Here is a 24,976-nt window from a genome sequence, read left to right as displayed (position 1 = left end):
ATTCTTTTATTTAAATGTCCTCTTTTTTTACAAAATTGTTGATACGCTTACAGGAATTTTGGTTAAAATGCAGATAAGGAGCGGATGACATGTTACTACCTTACCATCATATCTGGCCCAAAGTGGATAGCAATACATTTATCGCAGAGGGCGCCAAGCTGATCGGAGACGTTAGCATTGGTGAATACAGCAGTGTCTGGTTTAACGCGGTACTTCGCGGCGATCTTGCCCCTGTACAGATCGGACGACGCTGTAATATTCAAGATCTTGCCGTAGGTCATGTTCATGAAATTCATCCCCTTGTTATCGAAGATGACGTTTCTGTCGGACATTCAGCGATTGTGCACGGCTGCCGGATCGGTAAAGGTTCACTGATCGGCATGGGCGCTATTCTTCTGAATGGGGCGAATATTGGAGAATATTCGTTGATCGGTGCAGGTTCAATTGTGACGGAGAACAAAACGATACCGCCTTACACTCTTGCTCTTGGCTCGCCAGCACGCGTCATTCGTGAACTGACGGAAGACGACTTGCAGCGAATGGCCAAAACGACACAGAGTTATGTGGACAAAGGAGCAGAGTTCAGAAATCCATGAATAGCATGATGGAGGTGCGCCCTATGTACAAGATGAAAGTAACCTACGAAGTTATGTTGGGTCTGGCTGCAGAAATGGTATGGGATCAAGTCCTTCGCGAACATCGGGTGGAAGAACTGAATGAACTGATTGATCGTGCACTTGCGGATCGGGACGAGCAGGCTTTTCAACAATGGACAAATGAACTGCGTTCGCTGACACCAGCGATTCAAGTGGAGTTCCCGGAAGAGGAGCATGATGAACGTAAAACACTGTCTCACTAATCACATACTTTCTTGGAAATATATTATACACAAAGATTCTCGATAAAAGTCCACCCGGATCAAAGGGTGGGCTTTATCTTTTGTTACGGGAGCATAGGTAAAGTTGAAGTTTGATATAGGTCTTGCGTAAGAGTTGGATATACTTTTACAATGAAGAGGATAGGTAATGTGTGGATGTGAAGATTTGCATAGTGCAGGGTCGAGATGAAGGAGACTGGGGAATGCCGATTTCTTATTTTTGGAGCAGGGATTTTTTGACGAATCGCGGATTTTTGTGGTTATTGCTGATTTGCAATGTGCTGGGTACGATCTATGGGTATTACTGGTATGCATTGCAGATGGAGTATACGCTTGAGCATTGGCCTGCCTGGATTGTCGTGTTTGTGCCGGACAGTCCGACGGCAAGTTTGTTTTTTAGTATTGCGCTCGTATTTTTGCTGTATCCGCCACGCAGACAATGGGCAAAAGGAATGCGTGTGCTGTTTGAAGCGCTGGCAGTTGTGACGTCGGTCAAGTATGGCGTGTGGGCGGTAGTGATGATTTTCTGGGGTGCTGCGCTTGGGCAGGAGCTAGTCTGGGAAAATTGGATGCTAACTGTATCGCATCTGGCGATGGCGATTGAGGCACTGTTGTATGTACGCTTTTTCATGTTCCGCTGGACGTCTTTGCTGATTGCGTTATGTTGGACGCTGCTCAATGATTATATGGATTATGGGCAGGGTGTGTATCCGTGGTTGACACAACAATTGGTGAATCGACTGGATCAGGTGCGTAACTTTACAGTATCGTTGACTCTGATATCGACTTTGATCGGAGCGCTGGCAGTGAAGCTGGCAAAAGGGGAGCGCAGCAAGCAACGGTCATATGGAATGTAGAGTGTATATTCTATGCTATAGGGATAGGATGAGTTGTTTATAAGAATTATCGCACGGCTGAACAGACACCTTTGATAATTGGAATATGAACGAAATGATAAAGGCTCTGCACCTATAGTGTAGAGCCTTTTGTTATGGAACGATATCTATTCATGTTGGATTCAGATCAGGGCAGCTTTTTGAATTGGTTTTCCTGAAATTCGTACATAGCTATTTTGTAATTGATTTTTTCCAAATAACTGAGCGTTTGCTGTAAATCCCGTTCTACTTTGGCTTTGTGATCTAGCATCAATTGTTTGCGCTGTGTAATGGAAAGATCGCCTTCTTGATACCAGTCGACATATTGTCTGATCTGAGCAAGTGGCATACCGGTTGAACGCAGAGACGTTACAAAATCGAGCCATTCTAGACTTTCTTCATCATACACACGGTTGCCATGATCATCTCGTTCGATCATAGGCAGCAAGCCTTCCTTTTCATAAAATCGCAGCGTATATGCACTAATGCCAGTCTGCTGGGCGGCTTCCTTAATTGTAAGTTTCATTATGTTCGCTCCTTGCCTTAGAGTGTACTGTAACGAGAAGAGTTCACCGAAAGTAACGGTTTCTGCTGTCTTTGGGTTTATTTTAGCATTTGGATGCAAAAGGAGGGAGTTTTTGTTGATAAACAAACATAAAAAGCGAATTGCAGGTCTGTACTGTGCCTGATTATTGATGCTTGCGTTATAGAAAGCTGTAAGCCGTATGCTAGGAATACAGCCTGAATCTGTCCAGGCGAACTATATTTCTATCATGCAGGAGGGCAATACGATGACATTAACTAAAACTGTTATCATTACAGGAGCAAGCAGTGGAATGGGGGCAGCAACCGCCGAATTGTTGGCAGCCAGCGGAATGAAAATCATGCTGGCTGCACGACGTGAAGACCGATTGCAACAGTTAACCGAACGCATTCGGCAAGCTGGTGGAATCGCAAATTATCATGTCACCGATGTCACGTCGCTAGAACAAATGCAAGCATTGGCAGCCGCAACACTGGATACGTATGGTCAAATCGACGTTATGATCAACAATGCAGGCATTATGCCGATATCGTTTATCCGCAAGTTAAAAGTGGACGACTGGGATCGTATGATTGATGTGAATATCAAGGGAGTGTTATATGGCATTGCCGCAGTGTATCCACATATGGAAGCGCGTAAGGAAGGGCATATCATCAATTTTTCTTCGATTGCCGGTCATGTCACCTTTCCAACAAGCGCTGTATACAGTGCTACCAAACATGCAGTTCGCATTATTACAGAAGGACTAAGAATAGAATCGCGTCCTGACCAGCATATTCGTGCGACTTTGATCTCACCTGGAGCGGTGCAAACGGAATTGTATAAGACGGTTACGGATGAAGAAGTGGTACCCGCCATGGATGCGCTTGGTTCGGCGGAATGGAAACAGCTTGATGCACAGGAAATTGCGAATATTATTAAATTTGCGATTGAACAACCCGCCTCTACTACCATTAACGAAATCATCGTTCGTCCGACCAGCCAATCGCTGTAAAGTCAGGAGAAGATGACAAACAACCAAACAACAACGAACATATGCTGGATCAATGAACTATGATGTATACTGACTACTATTTATTTTGAAACGTATACCTATACACATATACAAAGCAGCTCACCACGCTGATCTTTTCAGATCGAATGTGGTAGAGCTGCTTTTGTTGAATGTAAATACATGTAGAATAGACTGGATTTACATCGTATGACTAGTGGCGGACTTCTTCGCGGAAGCCTTCACCGTGGATATCGTTCACCTCGTTGATAATAACGAAGGCGCGGGTGTCGATAGCTTTGACAATCATATGCACCCGGCGAATCTCCTGCCTAGATACGACGCAATATGCCATATGTTTCGCTTGCTTGGAGTACGCGCCTACTGCTGGAATTAGTGTAACGCCGCGATCCAGTTGCAGCATAATCTGATCAGCAATCTCCTCTGCATGATCGCTAATGATCGTGAACGCTTTGCCAGAATACGCACCTTCCTGAATAAAGTCGATCATTTTGGTCGCAATAAATACGGTGACGAGTGTATACAACACCAATTCTTTGGATATAAAAAATAGCGAGGAGCCGATGATCAGAATATCAATCGCCAGCATAATCTGCCCGATACTCCAGCCGAAGCTCCGATTCAGAATCGTAGCGATAATATCCGAACCGCCAGTCGTGCCGCCGAAGCGGAAAACGATGCCCAGACCGAGTCCAAGCGTCACACCGGCATACAATACCGCAAGTATGTAATCATTTTCCGTCTGAAATGGTGTAATCCAGTCTAGCTTGATCAGCAGCTCGAACAGCCACAGGAAAAAGGATAACGAACCGATGCCTACACCGGTATAAATCATCTGTCGCCAACCGAGCATTTTCAGACCGATCAGAAACAGTGGAATGTTCAGCAATAGCGTAGACAATGCCGGAGCAATCCCGAACGCATAATTAAGCAAAATCGTAATCCCGGTAACGCCGCCTTCCATTAGCTTGTTCGGAATTATAAAATAGAGTAGACCAAACGCATAAATTGCTGAACCGAACAGGATCGGCACAATTACGCGTAGTTGTTTCCAAACAGATTGCCGCATATAGACTCCCTCCATTGATTGAGTATGTCATTTTGAGCAAAAAAGGATTTGTTTTCAAAAAGGCTTTGCGCTAACATGGTAATGATATATTGTGTGAATGACGTCATAAGGTGGAACAAGGTTGTGCGGTTGAACATGACATCTATGCTTGCTCCATTCCCTACTATATGGGCAACTCGGACATTCGGCAATAGCTAGCTTAGACAGCGTCGCAACACACTTGCATACCTATGCAGAAGACGTTATGTTTATGCTGCTCAACACGTAAATGTGAATCAAAGATTAGCTATGAGACAGCGAAATATCGCTCCAGTAGCCAATCGATACATGTGAAAATCTGACGAATATGCACGTACGGAGGTAAATCATGACACAGAAATCAATGGCAGAGATGCAAAAAGAAGTGGACGCATACATTTCCCAGTTTAAAGAAGGCTACTTTTCCCCATTAGCGATGCTGGCACGTATGTCCGAAGAAGTGGGCGAGCTGGCGCGCGAAGTGAATCATTCGTATGGTGAAAAGCCGAAAAAGAGCGATGAAGCGGACAATTCGATTGAGCTGGAACTGGGCGATATCCTGTTTATTACGATCTGTTTTGCCAATTCTTTAGGCATTGATCTGACGGAAGCACATAATCAGGTCATGCACAAATTCAATACCCGTGACAAAGACCGCTGGACACGCATCGAAGATGGTCAAGCGTCGAATACGGAAGAACAGGCGTAACATAGGCAACGTAGACATACACGAAATTCTACATTGTACACATAGAATGCAACATACCGGATATAGTGACTAGTGTGATTCAATTAGAACGTATAGTTGAAGAACGATACAGAAATGGATATCCATGTATGCTTGCAGCATCGTAAACATTGCATGATGCAGTAACGCTAAACGCATTCCATAGGAATCGTATAAAGGAGACAAGGTATGAGTAAACCGATCAAAGTAATAGTAGCCGGCGCAGGTGGGCGAATGGGCAAGGAAGTGGTCAAGCTGGTGCTTGGCGATGAAGGATTGGAGCTGGCGGCTGCCATCGGACGCTCCAACGCTGGACAGGATGCAGGCGAGCTTGTCGGTGTAGGACATGCGGGCATCGCACTGGTAGCGGATCTGAAGCAAGCGTTGGATGAAGTGCAGGCGGATGTGCTGGTTGATTTTACAACACCAGAATTTGCGTATGAGCATGCGACGCTGGCGATTGCTGCGGGTGTGCGTCCGGTGATGGGTACGACTGGTTATACACCGGAGCAGATTCAGGAGTTGGATGATGCGTGTAAACAGGCGAATATTGGCGGGCTGATTGCGCCGAATTTCTCGATTGGTGTCATTCTGATGATGCGTTTTGCTGCACAGGCTGCCAAGCATTTTCCACATCTGGAGATTATCGAGACGCATGGTGATCACAAGCTGGATGCACCGTCCGGTACAGCTGTGAAGACAGCAGAGATGGTAAAGGAAGTGCGAGATTCGTTCAAACAGGGCAATCCGAACGAAAAAGAAACGATTCCGGGTTCGCGCGGCGGCGAATACGACGGCTTCCGCATTCATAGTGTGCGTCTGCCGGGTGTATTTGCGCAGCAGGAAGTGATCTTTGGCGCGTTTGGTCAATCATTGAAAATTCGCCACGATTCTTATGAGCGTGCTGGCTACATGCCGGGTGTGAAGATCGGGATCGAAAAGGTTATGGAATATACCGGCATGGTCTACGGATTTGAACAATTTGTAGATTAAGTTGGCAGATAGAGTGTTTGGATTCACGTATCCAGTCTATAGGAAGAAATGAATAGATACAGACTACAGATTAGGGGAGATTGCCATGTTCCAGATAGCGTTTGTTGCGCATGATCGTAAAAAAGACGAGATGGTTAACTTTGTCACCGCCTATGAGCATGTATTCCACGGTCATCAGCTATATTCGACCGGTACGACAGGGAAACGGATTATGGAGCAGACCGAGTTGAAGATTCACCGTTTTATGTCCGGTCCGCTTGGCGGCGACCAGCAGATTGGTGCACTGGTTGCACAAAATGAACTGGATCTGATTATTTTCCTGCGTGATCCGCTGATGGCTCAGCCGCATGAGCCAGATATTACGGCGTTGCTGCGCATTTGCGATGTGCAGGGCATTCCGGTAGCGACCAATATTGCTACCGCCGAGATTCTGGTGAAGGCGCTGGATCGTGGCGATTTTGCATGGCGCGAGTTGACGCATAAATATAAGCCAGCCGGAGACGAATTAAAATGAGTGATAAGCTGGATATTCTCGTCTTCGGCGCTCATGCTGATGATGCGGAGATCGGCATGGCGGGAACGATTGTGAAACATAGCGATGCCGGTCTAAAGGTCGGCATCTGTGATCTAACGTATGCGGAGATGTCGTCCAACGGTACGGTGGAGTTGCGCCAGCAGGAAGCGGCTGCGGCGGCTGACGTGCTGGGACTAGCGTACCGCAGCAATCTTGGTTTGCCAGATCGCGGGTTGGAGCGTACGCAGGAGCAGTTGTCTGCCATTACGGCAGAGATTCGCAAATGTGCACCACGAATTATTTTTGCCCCGTATTGGGAAGATCGGCACCCGGATCATACATGGTGCAGCCGATTGGTGGAAGAAGCGGTATTCAATGCCAAGCTGCGCCGATACATGCCGGAATTACCGCCGGTGCAAGTAGAACAGATCTATTATTATTTTATTAATGATACGGTTCCGGCAGATGTTGTTATCGATGTGACCGCCCAGTATGAGCGGAAAGTGCAGGCGTTGTCGTGTTATGCGTCGCAATTCGGTCTGGCGGGTATGGATACGGTGGCAACGCCACTTACGCAAGGGTATGTGGAACGTGTGCAGTACCGCGATGCAATCGCTGGTCAGCGCAGTCTGATTCCGTATGCGGAGAGCTTTGTGATTAAAACGCCGTTTGTGGCGGATATGCTGTTGTAATAGCAGATTGAAAGGAGATTGCCCTAATGGACACGATGCTGAAAATAGGCATCACTTGTTACCCCTCACTTGGCGGCTCCGGTGTCGTGGCTACGGAACTTGGCAAGCTACTTGCCGAAAAAGGGCATGAAGTGCATTTTATTTCGCATAGCGTACCTTTTCGTCTCGGAACATTTCACAAAAATATTTTCTATCATGAAGTTGAAGTCAATGACTATTATGTCTTCAAATATCCGCCGTACGATCTAACCCTCGCCAACAAAATGGCGCAGGTTGCCAAAATGCAGCAACTGGATGTTCTGCATGTACATTATGCTGTACCGCACGCAGTATGCGCATTTCTGGCAAAGCAGATGATCGGCGAGCACTTGAAAGTAGTAACGACACTGCACGGCACCGATATTACCGTGCTAGCGCAGGATGAATCGCTCAAGGATCTGATTCGCTTGGCGATTAACGAAAGTGATGCGGTTACCGCCGTTTCGCAGGATTTGATCCGTGAAACGCGTGAATTGCTCGATATTACACGCGATATTGATCTGACGTATAACTTTGTCGATCAGCGAGTATATTATCCGCGTGAAACGCAGGAATTGTGCGACGATTTTGGTTTTGGCGACGACCGTATCATTATGCATATCTCTAACTTCCGCCCGGTGAAACGGGTAGGCGATGTAGTGGAAGCTTTTGCCCGTATCAATGAACAGGTGCCGTCACGGCTGCTGTTTGTTGGCGAAGGACCGGATCTGCCGAAAATTCAGTTCCGCATTCAAGAGCTGGGCTTGACGGAGCGTGTGCAGTTTCTCGGCAAGCAGGACGATATTCCGCAAGTGATCTCGATGGCGGACATTCTCATGCTACCGTCAGAAAAGGAAAGCTTCGGTCTAGTCGCGCTAGAAGCGATGGCATGCGGCGTGCCGACGATCGGCTCCCATGCAGGCGGTATTCCAGAGCTGGTCGTTCATGGTGAAACGGGCTATCTGGCGGACATTGGCGATACCGATGCAATGGCAGATTATGCGATTCAACTGCTGCAACATGACGAGCAGATGGAACAGATGCGTCGTAACTGTATTGCACGCGCACGGCAGGAGTTTGGTAATGATCTGATGATGGAAAAGTACGAACAAATATATTACCGGGTGTTGGGGCGCTCCATGCCACAGCCTTCTCCGGTACGGGGTTGAGATTACGCGATGGTACAATGGAAATGGGTGGACGCGCAGACGGCGGAACAGGGGCTTTCCCTGCTCCGCCGTCTCGCCGATCACGGATATGAAGGTTATTTTGTCGGTGGCTGTGTACGCGATGAGCTACTCGGTCGACCGATTAACGATATGGATATCGCCACGAATGCGACACCAGAGCAGGTGATAGATCTATTTGAACATACGGTGCCGACCGGGATTGCACATGGTACGGTCACGGTCATTGTAGATGGCGAGCATTTTGAACTGACGACTTACCGTACGGAGAGTCAGTATGTGGATCATCGGCGTCCAGAACAGGTAGAGTTTGTCAGCGATCTGTATGAAGATTTGCGGCGACGCGATTTTACGATGAATGCGATTGCGCGTGGGTTGAATGATGACTACGTTGATCCTTTCAACGGTCGGGATGATCTGGCAAAAGGGATCATTCGCTGCGTTGGGGAAGCAGAGGAACGGTTTGAAGAAGATGCACTGCGTATGCTGCGTGGGATTCGCTTTGCATCGGTGTTTGATTTTGAATTGGAACATACGACATGGCAGGCACTTGTGCATCGCCGGGAGCTGATCTCTTATATCGCTGCCGAACGTATTCGGGTAGAGATGGAGAAGATGATCGCCGGGCCGCATCCGTTGAAAGGTGTGGAATTGCTACGCGCCAGCGGATTGGTGGAGCATATGAAGATTCATGTGCCGTGTCCACCGCAGCGCCCAGAGCTGTTACAGCATTTGGATGATCTGACACCGCTGAAGTGGAATGAGCGGATCAAGCAACTCAGTAGCCGCAGCGCGCACGAGCAGTCATTATGGGAGCAGACATTCCTTGACCGTTCGTTGCTTACTTGGACGCTGATCGCGCTATCGCTCGGGCTGAATGCCGATCATGTGCGTCAGACGATGAAGGAATGGACATTCGCGAATGTGTTTACCGAACGGATTGCTCGTTTGATCCGACTACATGAATGGCTGAATATACAGACACAATCCAAAATACAGCAACTGTTCCCGTCGGAGTCATCATTGCCATCATGCCCTGACGATGATACCGAATCAATGCAGGATGCATCTATGTCTGATTATGATGTAAAAGAGGGCAATCGTTCCAAGCAGGAAGTGGTGGATGAAGCACAACCATCCCATGTAGCTTTTCGCATCTGGACAGAAGGTGTTATCCATTATGGACGTGAAGCTGCTGTGCATTGGCTGCTGCTGCACCATACATTGTCGCAAGACGCGACATTATCGCTATTGGATGAGATAGCTGATCATGCTGCGGAATGGTTGGCGAAGCAAACGGTATGGAGTCTTGCCGATGTGAACATCAACGGACAGCAAGTGCTGGCGGCGCTGGATACGCGTGGTGGTGCATGGCTAGGACAGCTGATGAACGAGATTCTGTTGCATGTAGCGGTTGGCGATCTGGTGAATGATACAGATACTATCGTACAATATGCCGTCCGACGGCACGGGGAAGGGGAGCAGGCATAATGCGCGACGAACAATTGCTGGAATTGCTAACGGCACGTCCGGGCGAATACATTTCCGGTGAGGAGATTAGCCGCCTGATGTCGGTGAGCCGTACCGCGATCTGGAAAGGTATTAACCGGCTCAAGGAGCAAGGCTATGAATTTGACTCCGTTTCCCGCAAAGGCTATCGAATTGTGCGCTATCCTGACCGTTTTGACGAGGTATCGCTGCGATTGCAACTTAGCAAAAGCACATCGTGGGGACAGCCGCTGCATCTGCTGGATTCGATCGGTTCGACGCAGGATGTAGCACGCGAGCTTGCCGAGCAGGGAGCGGTAGAAGGCACACTTGTCATCGCTGAGGAACAAACCGCTGGTCGCGGTCGGCAGGGACGACGGTTTCATTCGCCACCCGGTCGCGGCGTATGGATGACGGTTGTGATGCGTCCGCAGCAACCGTTGCAATACACATCACAGCTCACGTTGCTGGCGGCGGTAGCGATCTGCCGCGCATTACGCAATGTGAGCGGCTTAGATATTGGCATCAAATGGCCAAATGATCTGCTCATCGACGGTCGCAAAGTATGCGGCATTCTAGTCGAATCCGCTGCCGAGGACGGATACGTACGTTATGCGCTGGCAGGCTTCGGTATTGATGTTAATCTGGCGCCGGAAGATTTACCGGAGGATGTGCGTCCGGTAGCAACTTCCTTGCGTATTCAGCGCGGTGAGCCAGTTGATCGCACGGCAGTAGTGACCGCCATTATGAGCGAGCTAGAATCGCTATATGGATTGTACAATCGGGATGGCTTTGCACCGATTTCGGCATTGTGGGAAGCGCTGGCGTTTGCCATAGGCAGTCAAGTAACGGTCAAAACACTGCAAGGTCCTTTGCAAGGCATCGCACGCGGACTAGGACCGAATGGCGAGCTGTTATTGGAACAGCCAGATGGACAGGTTTTGCCAGTATATTCCGGTGAAGTCGGCTTCTGAGCATTGTATGTGTTAAGCGTTTTATACTTTTTGTAGCTATATATCTTTTGCAGCCACTATTATATTACAGCTAATCTTCCAGCCAGCCCTATATATCGTTTATCAAGGGTAACAGGTATCTGGATAGGAAATGCGATCAACAGTAGCAATCGCTGCGCAATACTCCACAAATCCGGGTGGCAAAATCGGATATAGATACGATTCGTAAACAGCTATCTATTTTATCGCGGAAATTAGTGAAATTTGGATTTCACTCTGGTATACTATGCAGGAAGACGGTATCGGCAAGCGCCGAGCCGTACTTTCTCATGTTAAGTTGATGTGAGCTGGCAGGCAAGCACCGACAGTCTGAACGCGTAACCTTTGCTCGGCAGAGGATGAAACAGACTGCAATAGCGGCTGTTATTCGGAATCTGACCGTACAGCATACAGTGGTCATATACAGTATCGTGATTTCCATATCACACACTGCATAGGCTAACGGAAACGTCTGTGACTTTTCTGACTGATGGGAAGCGGCAGGCTGATTATGCTGGACAGGCTGGAGTGTGAACTCCATACATCCGGCAATTCTGCCCTACAATCCAATATTCGTATCCAGTGAGATACGCAGATGAAGCGAGGTGTTGGCTACATTCAATTCTGCTCTGAGCCTGATAGGACCGAGACAGAAGAGATGATCGCAAAGTGACTCTTTTTTGGACTCAGGACCTTTTTCGCATAAGACGAAAAGGTTTTTTATTTTGTCCAAAAACTATATTGAATACAAAGGAGCCTGATGTCACATGGCAGCCAAAACGCCGCTAAATATTGTCAAAATGAAAAAAATGAAATCCGAAGGCATTCCGCTTACGATGGTAACTGCCTATGATTACCCGACCGCACGACTGGCTGAAGAAGCCGGTCTGGACATGCTGTTGATCGGGGATTCGCTGGGCAATGTAGTGCTCGGCTACGATTCCACCATTCCGGTAACAGTAGACGATATCGTCTATCATTCCAGAGCGGTGGCACGGGGTGCGCAGTCTACGTTTATCGTGGCGGATTTGCCGTTTATGACCTATCACGGGAGTATAGATGAAACACTGCGCAACGTGAAGCGCATTATGCAAGAAGGGCACGCCCATGCGATCAAGCTGGAAGGCGGCGCCGAGATCGCTGATACTGTTGCTGCCATTACGCGCGCAGGTGTACCGGTGCTGGCACATATTGGTCTGACGCCGCAATCGGTGCATCAGATCGGTGGATACCGCATTCAGGGCAAGGACGAGCAGGACGCTCAGCGTTTGCTGAACGATGCCAAGGCACTGGAAGCTGCCGGAGCATTTGGCATCGTGCTCGAGCTGGTTACCGAGGATACCGCTGCTCGTATTACTGGTGAGCTATCGATTCCGACTATCGGGATCGGTGCAGGACGCGGCTGTGACGGACAGGTACTCGTCTTCCACGATGTAGTGAAATATACCGACAGCTATCGCGACAAACGCTTTGTCAAAACGTACGCGGATATCGGCACGACGATCCGTACCGCATTGGAGCAATATGTAAATGAAGTGAAAGACCGTGCCTTTCCGGCAGAACAGCACGTATTCAACCCGGATGAAAAAGCACTCGATTCCTTGTATGGACAACAACGGAAGGTGGAGAATTTATCGTGAAGGTAGTACGCAGCATATCCGAAGTCAGACAGCAGGTGAAACGTCTTCGCGGAGAGCGTTCCGTTCAGGGACACGAAGCTACTGTTGGATTCGTTCCAACGATGGGCTTTTTGCATGATGGACATGCCAGTCTGATGCGCCGTGCCAAGCAGCACAACGATATTGTGGTGATCAGCATTTTCGTTAATCCGATTCAGTTTGGACCAAATGAAGATTTTGAAAGTTATCCGCGTGATGAGCAGCATGATCTGGCGCTGGCGGAACGACAAGGTGTAGATGTTGTGTTTATGCCGGGTGTAGACGATATGTATCCAACACCGACCAAAACTCATGTGAGTGTTGCCGAATTGACGGATTCGCTCTGTGGCGCTTCGCGTCCTGGTCATTTTGACGGCGTGTCAACTGTAGTGACCAAGCTGTTCAATATCGTGAAGCCGGATGCCGCTTTCTTCGGGGCAAAAGATGCACAACAGGTCGCTGTCATCAAGCAAATGGTGATCGATCTGAATATGGACATCGAAATCGTACCGTGTCCGATCATTCGTGAGCAGGACGGTCTGGCGCTTAGTTCGCGCAATGTGTATTTGTCGGATGAGCAGCGCAGCCAGGCGCTCGTGCTGTCGCGTTCGCTGGAGCTGGTGAAGCAGCGTATCATGGAGCAGCCGGACATGACTGCTGGTGACGTTCGCAGTATGCTGCGTCGCGAGATTGGCACATCGTCTATCGCAGTCATTGACTATGCCGAGATTATGACGTTTCCACAGCTGGAAGCATTAGACGATACAGTCGTTGTCGGCGATATCTCCTCCGAGATCATTATGGCGCTGGCTGTGAAATTCGGCAAAACGCGTCTGATCGACAATGTCATTATGGAAACGAAAGGGGTCGCCCTGCATGTATAGAACAATGATGAAATCCAAAATCCACCGCGCTACCGTCACCGAGGCGAATCTCAACTACGTCGGTAGCATCACAATCGACGAAGATCTGATGGACGCCGCCGATCTGCTGGAAAATGAAAAAGTACAGATCGTTAATAACAACAATGGCGCGCGTCTGGAAACCTACGTCATCGTTGGTCCACGCGGCAGCGGCGTGATCTGCTTGAACGGTGCAGCTGCCCGACTGGTGCAGCCCGGCGATAATGTGATCATTATCTCGTACGCAACAGTGGATAACGCGGAAGCGAAGGAGCATCGTCCAACGGTCGTATTCGTGGATGAGCACAATAAAGTCGTAATGGAAGCTCACAAGGAAGTTCACGCGACGATTGTGTAAGATCGTCACGATACCAAAGAATGCCCTGCTTGATGCAGCGGCATTCTTTGCGTTTAGTGGAAGTTGTACAAATCTATGGAACAACCGTTCGATTTGCGGTATACTGTAATCATTCATAAACGCCGAAGCAGGGTGATACTGTGCGAGCCGATTCGCGCCCGGTATCACCTTTTGTTGTGATTGCACATGGCTGATTTTCAAAACTGCGGTCTTCTGGTATGCTGATAGTTGAGTATGTTTACACCAGGATCAGACAACTGCAGGGAAAGGATTTAGACATCCATGAAATTTGCTGTACTGGATTTTGAAACAACAGGAACCCAATCGACGGATGATATTATCCAGGTGGGACTTGCCATTATAGATCATGATTTAACGATTTCACAAGTATATAGCTCGATGGTCAAACCGTCTGTTTCTATTCCGGCGTTTATCAGCGGGTTGACTGGCATTAGCAATGACGATGTGAAGGACGCACCGGAACTCGACGATGTGATGCTGGATATGATTCCGTTGCTGGAAGACGCTGTACTGGTTGGACATAATGTAGGCTTTGACCTTGGCTTTTTGCAGCGTGCACTGGATCGTACCGGATACTTGCCATTTACGGGTCGTGTGCTGGATACGATGGATTTTCTGCGGATTTTCTTTCCGAATCTGCCTAGTTACCAGCTCAGTATGGTTAGCAGTTCACTTGGCTTTCAGCATGATCGTCCGCATCAGGCGGATAGCGATGCGCTGGCAACGGCTTACGTTTTCTTAAAATGTATAGAGGAGCTGGATGAGCTGCCGCTCATTACGGTACAGCGGTTGTCCGAGCTGTTCGACAATCAGGATAGCGATCTGGGTTGGTATTTTGACGGTGTACGTATGCAGCGTGAAGCACAGCCGGTACAGGATTTGGACAGTCATCGCTTTTATCGTCAGCTGGCACTCAAAGTAGGCGACTGGATCGATATTCCGTCCGCCGAGGATGAGCGCGGCAATATGCCGCTGGCAGATACGTCCTTTGAACAATTTTTGGAGCAGGTCAAAGATAATCTGCGCAAGCTATTACCGGATTATGAGGAACGGCAACCGCAGAATCATATGTTTGACGAGGTGATCAAGGCGCTGTCAGATGACAAGCATCTACTGATCGAGGCAGGTACGGGAACGGGCAAATCGCTCGGTTATTTGCTGCCTTCCATTTATCATAGTGTCAAGAATAGTGAGCGCGTCATGGTCAGCACGCATACGATCAATCTACAGGAGCAGCTGCGCGAGCGCGATGTTCCGCTGTTGACGCAGGTGATTCCGTTTGCTTTTCGTGCTGCCGTGTTCAAGGGACGACAGCATTATTTGTGTCTGCGCAAATTTGAGCATAAAATAAATACAAAAGAATTCCAGAGTCCGAAGGAAGATGTGTTGATTGCAGCTCAGATGATCGTCTGGCTGACAGCAACTGAAACCGGAGATGATGAGGAATTGAATATGGGCAACCGCGGCGGTGAATTCTGGGAAACGGTCGCAAGCGATACCGACTCTTGTCTGGGACGCGCCTGTCCGTGGTTTAAGCAATGCTACTATCACCGTGCCAAGCATGAAGCGGGAGCCGCAGATGTAGTGATCACGAATCACTCCAAGCTGTTTACCGACATCAAGGCAGGGCATCAGTTGCTGCCTTCGTATGAACGACTGGTCATCGACGAGGCGCATCATCTGGAAGATGTGGCAGGGAAGCATCTGGGCATGCACATGAAATATTTCACATTGGTGCAACCGTTGCTGCGCCTGTTCAAGGATAGCAAAAATGGTCAGCTTGCCGTACTGCGCCAACAGCTAGGATCATCCGGCAGTGAACGCGGCATGGAATGGGCGATTGCGATCGACAATCTGTATCCTGAATTGACGGATGTCAAAGAAGATTGGGATAAACTGAGCGAGTTGCTGTTTGCCCTTCTGCCACAGCGCAGCGATGCCGCACCGGGTGAAGCGAGTCAATTTACCCTGCGTCTGTTACCGCAAAACAAGCCCGAAGAGTGGGAAAAGATATCGGAACTGGAAAATCGCATTCATATTGCGCTCAGTCAGATCATCCGTCAGGGCGAACAAATGATGGGCAAAATCAAAGAGTCCGATGATATCTTGGCTAACGAAGGATTGGTTACCGACGTGACCGGACTGTTCAAAGATCTGGGTGCGGTACGCGATGATTTGCGTCATTTTGTTAAGCTGGACAGCGTAGAGACGGTGTACTGGTACGAAGCCAATGGCAATTACCGTAGCAAGTCGCTGCAAATGTATGCTGTTCCGGTTGATGTAAGTCAGCAGCTCAAAGAGCACTTTTTCGATAAAAAGAAAAGTATCATTCTAACGTCTGCAACACTCTCCATCGACAAAACATTCCAGTATATGATCGAACAGCTGGGACTCAAGGAAGCGGAGCAGCAGAACAAGCTCAATACGGTCATGCTAGAATCGCCATTCAATTATCGCGAGCAATCGCTTGTATTGATTCCGCGCGATTTTCCAAGTCTAAAAGGCAATGTGGGCGATCAGAACTTTGTGTCCATGCTCGCCGATTCGTTGGCAGATGCTGCCAAAGCGACAAGAGGACGTATGCTGGTATTATTTACCTCCTATCGGATGCTCAAGCAGGTGTATGAGCCATTGAAAGAGAATTTATCTACAAGTGAGATTGCCGTATTCGGTCAGGGCGTGGATGGCGGCAGCCGCACCAAGTTGACGCGTCGTTTTCAGGAGCATCCGGCTTCCGTATTGCTCGGAACAAGCAGCTTCTGGGAAGGCGTCGATATTCCAGGCGAGGCGCTGACCTGCTTGGCGATTGTGCGGTTGCCATTCCAGCCGCCAAATCATCCGCTCGTAGAAGCCAAAAGTGAACGTTTGAAAAAAGAAAAGAAAAACCCATTTATGAAATTATCCGTGCCGCAGGCAGTGATCCGGTTCAAGCAGGGCTTTGGACGTCTCGTCCGAACGGCAAACGACCGAGGAATCGTACTCATTTATGATACGCGGGTGATAGAGGCATATTACGGCAGACATTTCTTGTATTCCCTGCCGGGTCCCAAAATGGAACATATGCCGACCCACCAGATGATTCCCCGTATCGCCGAATGGCTGGAACAACGACCGCTTGAAACGGAAGCTGCAAATCAAGAGGGGGAGCAAGCATGAAATCCGAAAAAATATCTGAAGCTGTCGTGCGAAGATTACCTGTCTATCTGAGATATCTGAATGAGCTGCATACCCGCGAGGTGCCTACTGTTTCCTCGCAGGAGCTGGGGCAAAAGCTGGATCTGAATCCGGCACAAATCCGCAAGGATCTCGCCTATTTCGGCGACTTTGGACGCAAAGGCATTGGCTATGATGTATCGTATCTAATCGAGAAGATTCGTCATATTCTGAAGCTGGATCAGCAGATCAATGTGGCACTGATCGGTGCCGGTAATCTGGGACATGCTCTGTCCAACTATAATGCGTACTTACAAGAAACGATGAAGATTATCGCTGTATTCGATTCGTACGAGCCGAAGGTCGGCAGCAAGATCAATACATTGACCGTACAACCGATTAGCGAATTGTCGCATGCGGTAAAAGAACAAAATATCCGCGTCGGCATTATCACTGTGCCGAATACGGAAGCGCAGCGTGTCGCGGATCAGTTGATTGAAGCGGGCATCGAGGCGATTCTGAATTTTGCACCGATTATTTTGAGAACACCACCGCATGTGCGTGTGCATACAGCTGATTTTACGACCGATCTGCTCAGTCTGGCTTATTACCTTGAAGATGGAAAGGAATTAGAAATTAATGAACAACTCTCCGAGTAAATGGATCATCAAAAATGGTATTTTCGCCGTACCTAACGCCGAGAAGCCAGTACTGCACGGTTATATGGTCGTTGAGGATGACCTGATTACGTATATTGGCGAAGAGGAGCCACAGGTAGGCGATGACGTTGCTGTTGTGGACGGACGCCACCAATTCTTCATCCCGGGTCTAGTGAACAGTCACGGTCATGCGGCGATGTCGCTGCTGCGCGGCTTCGGCGACGATCTGGCGCTGCAAGTATGGTTGCAGGAGAAAATGTGGCCGATGGAAGCCAAATTTACGAGCGATGATGTCTACACTGGAACCGCGCTGTCGGTACTGGAAATGCTCAAAGGCGGCACTACCACATTCCTCGATATGTACGATCGTTCTGAGCGTGTCGCAGAAGTCGTAGAGCAATCCGGCATGAGAGCCGTACTGATGAGAGGCGTTATCGGTCTGTGTTCAGAAGAAGAACAAAAGCAAAAGCTGAACCAATCGATTCAATTCGTACGCGACTGGCATGGCAAAGCAGACGGACGCATCACAACGATGATGTCTCCGCATGCGCCTTACACCTGTCCGCCTGCTTATATCGAGCAATTCGTGCAAGCTGCACACGATCTGGATGTGCCGCTGCATACCCATATGTCCGAAACGATTGCCGAAGTAGAGCAAAACGTTCGTGATTACGGTCTGCGTCCGGTTGCCCATCTGGAGAAATTGGGTATGTTCACCCGTCCCACATTGCTGGCACATGCCGTGCATCTGAATGACGAAGAGATTGCTACACTGGCAGCTCATAACGTTACTATTTCCCACAATCCGGGTAGCAACCTGAAGCTTGCCAGCGGTGTAGCACGCGTGCCGGATCTGTTAAAAGCCGGTGTCATCGTATCTCTCGGTACAGACGGCCCAGCCAGCAACAATAACCTTGATATGTTTGAGGAAATGCGTCTAGCAGCGCTCATTCACAAAGGTGTATCTGGCGATCCAACCGCTGTACCTGCATCGGAAGCATTGCTCATGGGTACAGAATACGGTGCCAAATCGGTATTCCTAAACAATACTGGTACGTTCAAAGTCGGTATGAAGGCAGATATTACGTCGCTCAATATCGATCAGCCGCATTTCCTGCCGTTCACCGATTTTATTTCTCATACGGTCTATTCTGCATGTGCCAAAGACGTGCTGCATGTATGGGTAGATGGCAAACAGCTGATCAAAGACGGTGTATCGCTGACACTGGATGAAGAGAAAATTCGCCGCGAAGCACAATCGGCATTTGAAGGCTTGCTTACACGCTGACCGAAAGCGTAACGATACAGAAAGGATGGCGTGTCTTGCGAAATTTGGGAACGGGTAAATGGATTGCGATCATCATTACAGTGGTCGGTCTGATTATTCTGGGTGTAAACCAGTTTTATGTACATGTGATGGCAAAGCCGTGGAGTCAGGAGCAGGCGGCACTGGAAGTAGCGCAGCAAAATGCCAAGCTGTCTGCTGTAACGACAAGCTATCACTCCGTATGGAATGAAAAGTCCATCTACTGGGTCATTCAGGGTCAGAACGATCAGCAGCAGGATGTGATGGTCTGGGTAAAATTTAACGAAGACGGTACACCAGCTGAAGGCACTAACGCTGTACATGTCGAGAAAACTGCCGGTACGATCACACAGCAGCGAGCAGCAGAGCTGTTGCAACAAGATCTGCCCGGCGCCGAGGCAGTTCGCGCTGTCCCCGGCTCGTACAACGGCAAGTATGCTTGGCAAGTATTTGCCAAGTCGGGCGATACGTATTACTACGTATTTTATAACTTCCGCGACGGCACTAAGCTGGGCGGACCAATGCAATTGCCGAATACGCTCACTCCGTAATATGAAGCTGTGCTGATGATGTTATATACGACCATCTGTATGTACGAGAAACTCTAACAAGAAATTTCAACAAGGAATTTCAATAAGAAATTCTAATGAGAAGTTCTAATGAGAAACTCCATGTATAAAAAGAATCCGACGACACGCAAAGCTGCGCATCGTTGGATTCTTTTTTTGTGAATCGTTCACCGATCGGTATACTATTTTTCTTGGATTGACCAGTCGGTTTTATCAAATGTTACACACGGGATAATTGACCTTCTCCAGTTGCACCGCCGGATGTATCCAGCACGATTGCATTGACCCCATTCAAGAAAGCAAGTCCGCTCGCCTTGATAATATCGGTATCCATCGCTTTGCCCGTATACAGACGACCTTCATACTCTAATTGAATGTTGACACGTCCGATTGCTTCTTGACCGCTGGAGATGCTATTGATTTTGTAATGTTTCAATGTTGCCTGTACACCAGTCAGCGCACGGATCGCACCGTACATCGCGTCAATGGGACCATCGCCGATTGCACTGCCTGCATGGACTTCGCCGCCTTTTTTCAATTGCACGGTTGCTGTCGGATGCAGACTGCCAGTGACGACCTGGAACGTATCCAGTTCATACAGTGCATGATGATCCTGATGATCGACGTGTTGCTCATTTGGCTGGTTCAGCAAGAAAAACAGATCATGATCGTAGATTTCTTTTTTGCGGTCAGCCAGTTCCAGATAGCGGGCAAACAATTCTTCAAATTGCTGCTCACTAGCAGCGATATAGCCCAGTTTGGCAATCGCATTTTTGAACGCATGGCGACCAGAGCGGGCGGTCAGCACCAGTTCCATTTCACCAGCACCGACTTGCTCCGGCGACATAATCTCGTACACATTTTTGTCTTTGAGCAGACCGTCCTGATGAATACCGGATGAATGGGCAAAGGCATTTTCGCCCGTAATCGCTTTGTTCACCTGTACATCCAGCCCAGTCAAATGCGTGAGCAGGCGGGAGGTGTTCATAATCTCCTCCGTGCGGATACCAGTAGCACATTGGTAGCGCTCTTCACGTACTTTGAGCGCCATGACTACTTCTTCCAGCGACGTATTTCCCGCGCGTTCTCCCAGTCCGTTGATCGTACATTCAACTTTTTGCGCACCAGCGCGAATGGCGCTCAGCGTGTTCGCAGTTGCCAGACCCAGATCGTTATGGCAGTGGACGCTCAGCATGACAGAATCGTCCAGATTTTTCAGGCGATCATTCAAACGGGAGATCAGATGACCAAATTCCTCTGGTTCCGCATAACCGACCGTATCTGGCACATTGATAATCGTAGCACCAGCGCGCACGACCGCTTCAATCGTTTGCCATAAATATTCGAACTCCGAGCGTGACGCATCCTCTGTGGAATATTGCACCTGCGGCATCAGCGTACGTGCATATTTGACCGCATCCACACCCATCTGCATCACAGCATCGCGGGAACGATTGAATTTCTTCTCCACATGCACATTGGATGTACCCAGCACGATATGAATAAATGGATTGTGCGCATCACGAATACTTTCGTACACGGCATCGATATCGTTTTTGACGGCGCGTGCCAGAGCGGTAATGTGTGTACGCTCACCAGCTTGACGGGCGATATGCTGCACCGCTTCAAAATCACCGCGTGACGAGGCAGGAAAACCAGCTTCGATCATATCTACTTGCAGACGCTCCAGTTGGCGGGCAAACTCGACTTTTTGCCGCAGATTCATACGTGCTCCAGGTACTTGCTCACCATCGCGCAGTGTTGTGTCCAATACAGTAATCATACGGTTCATAGATATAACCTCCTGAGGTATGTGGTAGTAAATACGGTTTGTTCAGCAATACTTTGGATGTACTAGATCGTTAAGAAGATATTCAAAATGAATGAAATAGTAAAGTACAATATTGCACTCTATACCTGTTTCTAAGAGATGCTCTAATTAAGCTACAGATCGTTAATATATATCAAGCAGGGCTGTTCAACTCCGGAAATTGAACAGCAAAAAGCCCCGTCTCCATAATAGAGACGGGGCATTACCCGCGGTACCACTCTAATTAACCGCCAACATACAGCGGTTCAGCTTGTTCGATGGCTAACACCATCTATCCTTGTAACGGAGGAACTCCGGCTTGCCCTACATATCAGGCAGCTGTTCATAGACCAGTTCGGAATGATTCACACTACCGCTTTGCACCAACCAGCGGCTCTCTGTAAGCATCGTCATTCGTACTCTTTCTACTCATCACATTTGTTTGTATCCAAAGTATGTAAATTTGTTACATAATGTATCACAGCCTCAAATGAAAAAGCAAGCGTTTTATAAAAAAGAAACATATGACTACACAAAAACGATTGAAAATATGCCCACCCTGTTTCGCTACATCTCGGCAGGGCGGGCATTTTGATGAATGATGAATGATGAATGATGAATGATGAATGATGAATGATGAATGATGGCATACATTACAGTTTGAATTGTGATACCGTTTCTTGTAATTTCTCCGCCATGCTATGCAGTGTAGCGGTGTGCGCAGTACTTTGCTCCAAAAATGCCAGTTGCTCCTCAGCTGCCGCGCTGACACTTTCTGTACCGGAGGCGATGCTACCGGTAGTGGTGGAGATGTATTCCATCGATTCGACAACTTTGCCAGAGTGACCAGCAAGATTGCGCAGAGCTTCGGTAACTTCGCCAATCTCTTGAGTGGTGCGATCGGTTAGTTGTTTGATCTGCTGGAACAGATCGGTTACGGAACCAGCGGCAACCGTACCTTGAGACACTTCGTTCACCATTTCTTTTACCGACTGGCTAGCACGTTGCGTTTCATTCTGAATTGCCTGCACTAGTGCACGGATACGTACAGCGGACTCATTTGTCTCATTCGACAGCTTGCGAATCTCGGATGTAACAACCGCGAAGCCGCGTCCATGCTCGCCTGCACGCGCTGCTTCGATAGCGGCATTAAGGGAGAGCAGATTGGTCTGGGTAGCGATGGAGGAGATGGCATTGTTGATGCCTTCAATCTCTTCTGAACGTTTGCCCAGTGATAAAATAACAGCTTCGATCTGCGTCATGCGGCTCTGAATTTCATCCATCTGACGCATAACACGGTTGATTTCGTTTTCTCCTTTGAGCGATTCGTTTTGCGCTTGCGCAGCTGTTTCGCGTGCTTGCTGACTGCTCTGGTCGATTTGACCGATATTCGTATTGATCTGGTGCACTGCTTGCAGTCCATTTTCTACAGTCGATACCTGATTGCCCGTATTATTGGACAGCTCATACATGATGCCTGCTACATGCTCGGCAGCTTTGCCAGTTTCGGCGGTACCGCCAGCAACTTCACGTGAGATCGTGATCACTTGATCGGTGCTGCTGTTGATTTCGTTCACAAGGGTACGCAGATTGTTTTTCATCAGATTGAACGAAGCGGCGAGTTGACCAATTTCGTCTTTTTGTTTGACCTGTACATCATCCATATTCAGCTCGCCGTCAGCGATCATCTTCGCATTGCGAGACAATGTTTTCAGTGGACGAGAGATCAGGCTGGAGATCCATGAACCGATCAGAATCGCCAGAACGAAGGTCAGAATCGTAACGATGATTGCTGTCCAACGTGTATTTAGAATCGTTTTCTCACTGTTAGCACGCGCCTGACTCATCAACGCATCCTGCTCATCCGAGAACTGCTGGGCAAATTTCACGATAACGCCGCCCATTGGGATCAAGCTAGTTTTGATATTCAAATACGATTGGGAGATTTGCGCTGGTGTCAATTGCAGCAATTGCTCTGAGCTGGTTCTGTAAAAGTCGTTCATTTTGACGAGATAGTCCAGTTGTTGGATATCCTGTGCATCCGTTACTTTACTTTTCATACTGGTCAAAATATCAGCGGTTTGCTTATTCGCCAGCATCAGCTCGGAACCATAGTACGTATCGCGGCTCAGCATATAGGTGAGCATATGACTGTTCTGCACAGTCGCGTAAAATTTCAGATTATCGGCTTCGGATTTGAGCGCAACGTAGCGATCCAGAATGTCATTCGTTGTGCTGTGAATTTTGTTGAGTGAAATAATATAAATGACGCCTGCGCTGCCGGCGATCAGGGCAATCGCGAGAAAGGATATCAGCATTTTTTGCAGAATGGACAATTTCATAGGCGGTGGCTCCTTCGTTTGGGATCGGTCAGCGGCATCATTGCCATTTGGCGATATATGCTTCTACATTGTCTTTGGTGACAAGCTCGTATGGCACCATGATTTGCTTTTGAACCGTTTGACCGTCAGCAGCGGCAACGGCAGCTTTGATTGCCTGACTGCCTTGTTCCGGTGCATTTTGGAATACCGTTACTTGCAACCGTCCCGCTTTCACAAATTCCAGTGCGTCCATTGTGGCATCCACACCTGCAAAAATCATGTCTTTATCCTTGTTATCAAGCTGTGCCGCCAGCATCGCACCGATAATCATCTCATCATTGTTGGCGACTACGGCGTTGATCGTTGTACCAGAAGATAACCATTTTGCCATCAGCGCCATACCTTGTGCACGGTCATAGTTGGCAGTGTCTTCGAGAACGACCTTCATATTCGGATATTTGGCGATAATATCTTTGTTGCCTTTGGTACGGTTGATCTGAGCTTCTGTTCCCATTTCACCGTTCATGATAGCGATATTGCCTTTGCCGTTTAGCAGCTTGGCGACCGCTTCCATTTGCATCGTACCCGCAGTGGTTGAATCGGAGCCAACGTACGATGTAGCATTGTCGACTGATTTGTAATACCGATTCACTACAATAATCGGCACATTTGCTTTGTTGGCAAGGGCGATTGACTGATCGGCACTGCTCTCATCGGTTGGAATCAGTACGATCGATTTCACACCATCACTAATAAATTGTTGAATTTGTTTCACCTGCGTTGCTGTGTCGTTCTGGGCATCCACGTAACTGACTTGCACATTTTGCTTGGTAGCCGAGACTTTCATGCCTTGCGTAATGTAGCTGACAAATTTGTCGCTCATATCGAAGATGGCGACACCAACTTCAGCCTTGCCGCCGGAAGACGAAGTGCTGGCAGCCATCGAAGGGTCAGGCGTAGTCGCGGAATCTGTACCGCTGGAAGTGGAAGAACAGGCAGCAAGCCAAAATACAAAGAAACAGCAAAGCGCGGACAATGAAAAGCGGCGTAATCTCATGGCGTAACCTCCGTCATCATAAAATAAATAGAGCGCTTACAATCGGTACAACCTTCGAATACCGCAAAGGAAGATATGACTGCCGAAAGGAATGTCATTTCTGACACAACGAGGTAAACTTGCACATCACTGCACGAAAGCGGTAGTATAGTCATA

The 24,976-nt window shown here is 48.4% G+C and carries 23 protein-coding genes and 1 other annotated feature; of the genes, 18 read left to right on the top strand and 5 right to left on the bottom strand.

Annotation, left to right across the window (positions count from 1 at the left end; all coding sequences use genetic code 11):
- The first annotated feature begins 89 nt into the window (after window positions 1-89).
- The 3 genes from ACE3MZ_RS14700 to ACE3MZ_RS14690 all read left to right on the top strand — a co-directional run bounded on the left by ACE3MZ_RS14700 (window position 90) and on the right by ACE3MZ_RS14690 (window position 1,734).
- A complete protein-coding gene (locus ACE3MZ_RS14700; RefSeq protein WP_411342902.1) occupies window positions 90-596 on the top strand; it encodes a gamma carbonic anhydrase family protein in 507 nt (168 codons plus the stop codon).
- A gap of 23 nt (window positions 597-619) precedes the next feature.
- A complete protein-coding gene (locus ACE3MZ_RS14695) occupies window positions 620-859 on the top strand; it encodes an IDEAL domain-containing protein (protein ID WP_411342901.1) in 240 nt (79 codons plus the stop codon).
- Window positions 860-1,080: 221 nt separating this feature from the next.
- Entirely contained in the window at window positions 1,081-1,734 is a 654-nt protein-coding gene (locus ACE3MZ_RS14690; protein ID WP_411342900.1) for a DUF1405 domain-containing protein, read from the top strand.
- A gap of 166 nt (window positions 1,735-1,900) precedes the next feature.
- Here ACE3MZ_RS14690 and ACE3MZ_RS14685 read toward each other — a convergent pair whose 3' ends face one another.
- Window positions 1,901-2,278: a MerR family transcriptional regulator gene (locus ACE3MZ_RS14685; RefSeq protein WP_411342899.1), complete on the bottom strand. Its 378-nt coding sequence runs from the start codon at window positions 2,276-2,278 to the stop codon at window positions 1,901-1,903.
- A gap of 265 nt (window positions 2,279-2,543) precedes the next feature.
- On the opposite strand from ACE3MZ_RS14685, the gene ACE3MZ_RS14680 reads away from it, so the two are divergent.
- Window positions 2,544-3,290, top strand: a complete 747-nt coding sequence (locus ACE3MZ_RS14680; RefSeq protein WP_411342898.1) for an SDR family oxidoreductase — start codon at window positions 2,544-2,546, stop codon at window positions 3,288-3,290.
- Between the two features lie 211 nt (window positions 3,291-3,501).
- Here the strand turns inward: ACE3MZ_RS14680 and ACE3MZ_RS14675 are convergent, their stop codons facing one another.
- The gene (locus ACE3MZ_RS14675; protein ID WP_411342897.1) at window positions 3,502-4,377 is read right to left on the bottom strand and encodes a YitT family protein; all 876 of its coding nucleotides are present in this window, start codon (window positions 4,375-4,377) and stop codon (window positions 3,502-3,504) included.
- Window positions 4,378-4,744: 367 nt separating this feature from the next.
- Here ACE3MZ_RS14675 and ACE3MZ_RS14670 point away from each other — a divergent pair, with 367 nt between their 5' ends.
- The 14 genes from ACE3MZ_RS14670 to ACE3MZ_RS14605 all read left to right on the top strand — a co-directional run bounded on the left by ACE3MZ_RS14670 (window position 4,745) and on the right by ACE3MZ_RS14605 (window position 19,614).
- The gene (locus tag ACE3MZ_RS14670) at window positions 4,745-5,104 is read left to right on the top strand and encodes a nucleotide pyrophosphohydrolase (protein ID WP_411342896.1); all 360 of its coding nucleotides are present in this window, start codon (window positions 4,745-4,747) and stop codon (window positions 5,102-5,104) included.
- A gap of 207 nt (window positions 5,105-5,311) precedes the next feature.
- A complete protein-coding gene (dapB, locus tag ACE3MZ_RS14665) occupies window positions 5,312-6,115 on the top strand; it encodes a 4-hydroxy-tetrahydrodipicolinate reductase (protein ID WP_411342895.1) in 804 nt (267 codons plus the stop codon).
- Window positions 6,116-6,200: 85 nt separating this feature from the next.
- Window positions 6,201-6,629, top strand: coding sequence for a methylglyoxal synthase (locus tag ACE3MZ_RS14660; RefSeq protein WP_367059239.1), 429 nt, complete (start codon window positions 6,201-6,203; stop codon window positions 6,627-6,629).
- Entirely contained in the window at window positions 6,626-7,321 is a 696-nt protein-coding gene (gene bshB1 / locus ACE3MZ_RS14655; RefSeq protein WP_411342894.1) for a bacillithiol biosynthesis deacetylase BshB1, read from the top strand. Before ACE3MZ_RS14660 ends, bshB1 begins: the two co-directional genes overlap by 4 nt.
- A gap of 26 nt (window positions 7,322-7,347) precedes the next feature.
- Window positions 7,348-8,508, top strand: a complete 1,161-nt coding sequence (bshA, locus tag ACE3MZ_RS14650; protein ID WP_411342893.1) for an N-acetyl-alpha-D-glucosaminyl L-malate synthase BshA — start codon at window positions 7,348-7,350, stop codon at window positions 8,506-8,508.
- A gap of 9 nt (window positions 8,509-8,517) precedes the next feature.
- Window positions 8,518-10,017 carry a CCA tRNA nucleotidyltransferase gene (locus ACE3MZ_RS14645; protein WP_411342892.1) on the top strand — a complete coding sequence of 500 codons (1,500 nt, stop codon included), beginning with the start codon at window positions 8,518-8,520 and terminating at the stop codon, window positions 10,015-10,017.
- A complete protein-coding gene (locus ACE3MZ_RS14640; RefSeq protein WP_411342891.1) occupies window positions 10,017-10,988 on the top strand; it encodes a biotin--[acetyl-CoA-carboxylase] ligase in 972 nt (323 codons plus the stop codon). The genes ACE3MZ_RS14645 and ACE3MZ_RS14640 overlap by 1 nt, the downstream gene beginning before the upstream one ends.
- Before the next feature lie 785 nt (window positions 10,989-11,773).
- Window positions 11,774-12,646: a 3-methyl-2-oxobutanoate hydroxymethyltransferase gene (gene panB, locus ACE3MZ_RS14635; RefSeq protein ID WP_411342890.1), complete on the top strand. Its 873-nt coding sequence runs from the start codon at window positions 11,774-11,776 to the stop codon at window positions 12,644-12,646.
- Window positions 12,643-13,548, top strand: coding sequence for a pantoate--beta-alanine ligase (gene panC, locus ACE3MZ_RS14630; RefSeq protein WP_411342889.1), 906 nt, complete (start codon window positions 12,643-12,645; stop codon window positions 13,546-13,548). Before panB ends, panC begins: the two co-directional genes overlap by 4 nt.
- The gene (gene panD, locus ACE3MZ_RS14625) at window positions 13,541-13,924 is read left to right on the top strand and encodes an aspartate 1-decarboxylase (RefSeq protein ID WP_411342888.1); all 384 of its coding nucleotides are present in this window, start codon (window positions 13,541-13,543) and stop codon (window positions 13,922-13,924) included. Before panC ends, panD begins: the two co-directional genes overlap by 8 nt.
- A 282-nt stretch (window positions 13,925-14,206) precedes the next feature.
- The gene (gene dinG, locus ACE3MZ_RS14620) at window positions 14,207-17,101 is read left to right on the top strand and encodes an ATP-dependent DNA helicase DinG (protein WP_411342887.1); all 2,895 of its coding nucleotides are present in this window, start codon (window positions 14,207-14,209) and stop codon (window positions 17,099-17,101) included.
- A complete protein-coding gene (locus tag ACE3MZ_RS14615; RefSeq protein ID WP_411342886.1) occupies window positions 17,098-17,757 on the top strand; it encodes a redox-sensing transcriptional repressor Rex in 660 nt (219 codons plus the stop codon). Before dinG ends, ACE3MZ_RS14615 begins: the two co-directional genes overlap by 4 nt.
- Entirely contained in the window at window positions 17,738-19,045 is a 1,308-nt protein-coding gene (locus ACE3MZ_RS14610; RefSeq protein WP_411342885.1) for an amidohydrolase, read from the top strand. The genes ACE3MZ_RS14615 and ACE3MZ_RS14610 overlap by 20 nt, the downstream gene beginning before the upstream one ends.
- Before the next feature lie 35 nt (window positions 19,046-19,080).
- Window positions 19,081-19,614 (top strand): DUF5590 domain-containing protein, encoded by a 534-nt coding sequence (locus ACE3MZ_RS14605; RefSeq protein ID WP_411342884.1) that lies wholly within the window; start codon window positions 19,081-19,083, stop codon window positions 19,612-19,614.
- Between the two features lie 238 nt (window positions 19,615-19,852).
- Here the strand turns inward: ACE3MZ_RS14605 and ACE3MZ_RS14600 are convergent, their stop codons facing one another.
- From ACE3MZ_RS14600 to ACE3MZ_RS14590, 3 genes are all read right to left on the bottom strand, one after another.
- Window positions 19,853-21,424 (bottom strand): 2-isopropylmalate synthase, encoded by a 1,572-nt coding sequence (locus tag ACE3MZ_RS14600; protein ID WP_411342883.1) that lies wholly within the window; start codon window positions 21,422-21,424, stop codon window positions 19,853-19,855.
- A 226-nt stretch (window positions 21,425-21,650) separates the two neighbouring features.
- Window positions 21,651-21,884 (bottom strand) — a binding site (T-box leader).
- Window positions 21,885-22,095: 211 nt separating this feature from the next.
- A complete protein-coding gene (locus ACE3MZ_RS14595) occupies window positions 22,096-23,784 on the bottom strand; it encodes a methyl-accepting chemotaxis protein (protein ID WP_411342882.1) in 1,689 nt (562 codons plus the stop codon).
- A 37-nt stretch (window positions 23,785-23,821) separates the two neighbouring features.
- Window positions 23,822-24,820 (bottom strand): sugar ABC transporter substrate-binding protein, encoded by a 999-nt coding sequence (locus ACE3MZ_RS14590; protein WP_411342881.1) that lies wholly within the window; start codon window positions 24,818-24,820, stop codon window positions 23,822-23,824.
- Between the last annotated feature and the right edge of the window lie 156 nt (window positions 24,821-24,976).

The sequence above is a fragment of the Paenibacillus sp. WLX1005 genome, assembly GCF_046603685.1.
Classification (GTDB): domain Bacteria; phylum Bacillota; class Bacilli; order Paenibacillales; family Paenibacillaceae; genus Saccharibacillus.
The sequence above is the reverse complement of the archived record's forward strand: the minus strand, read 5'-3'. Positions and strand labels throughout refer to the sequence as shown.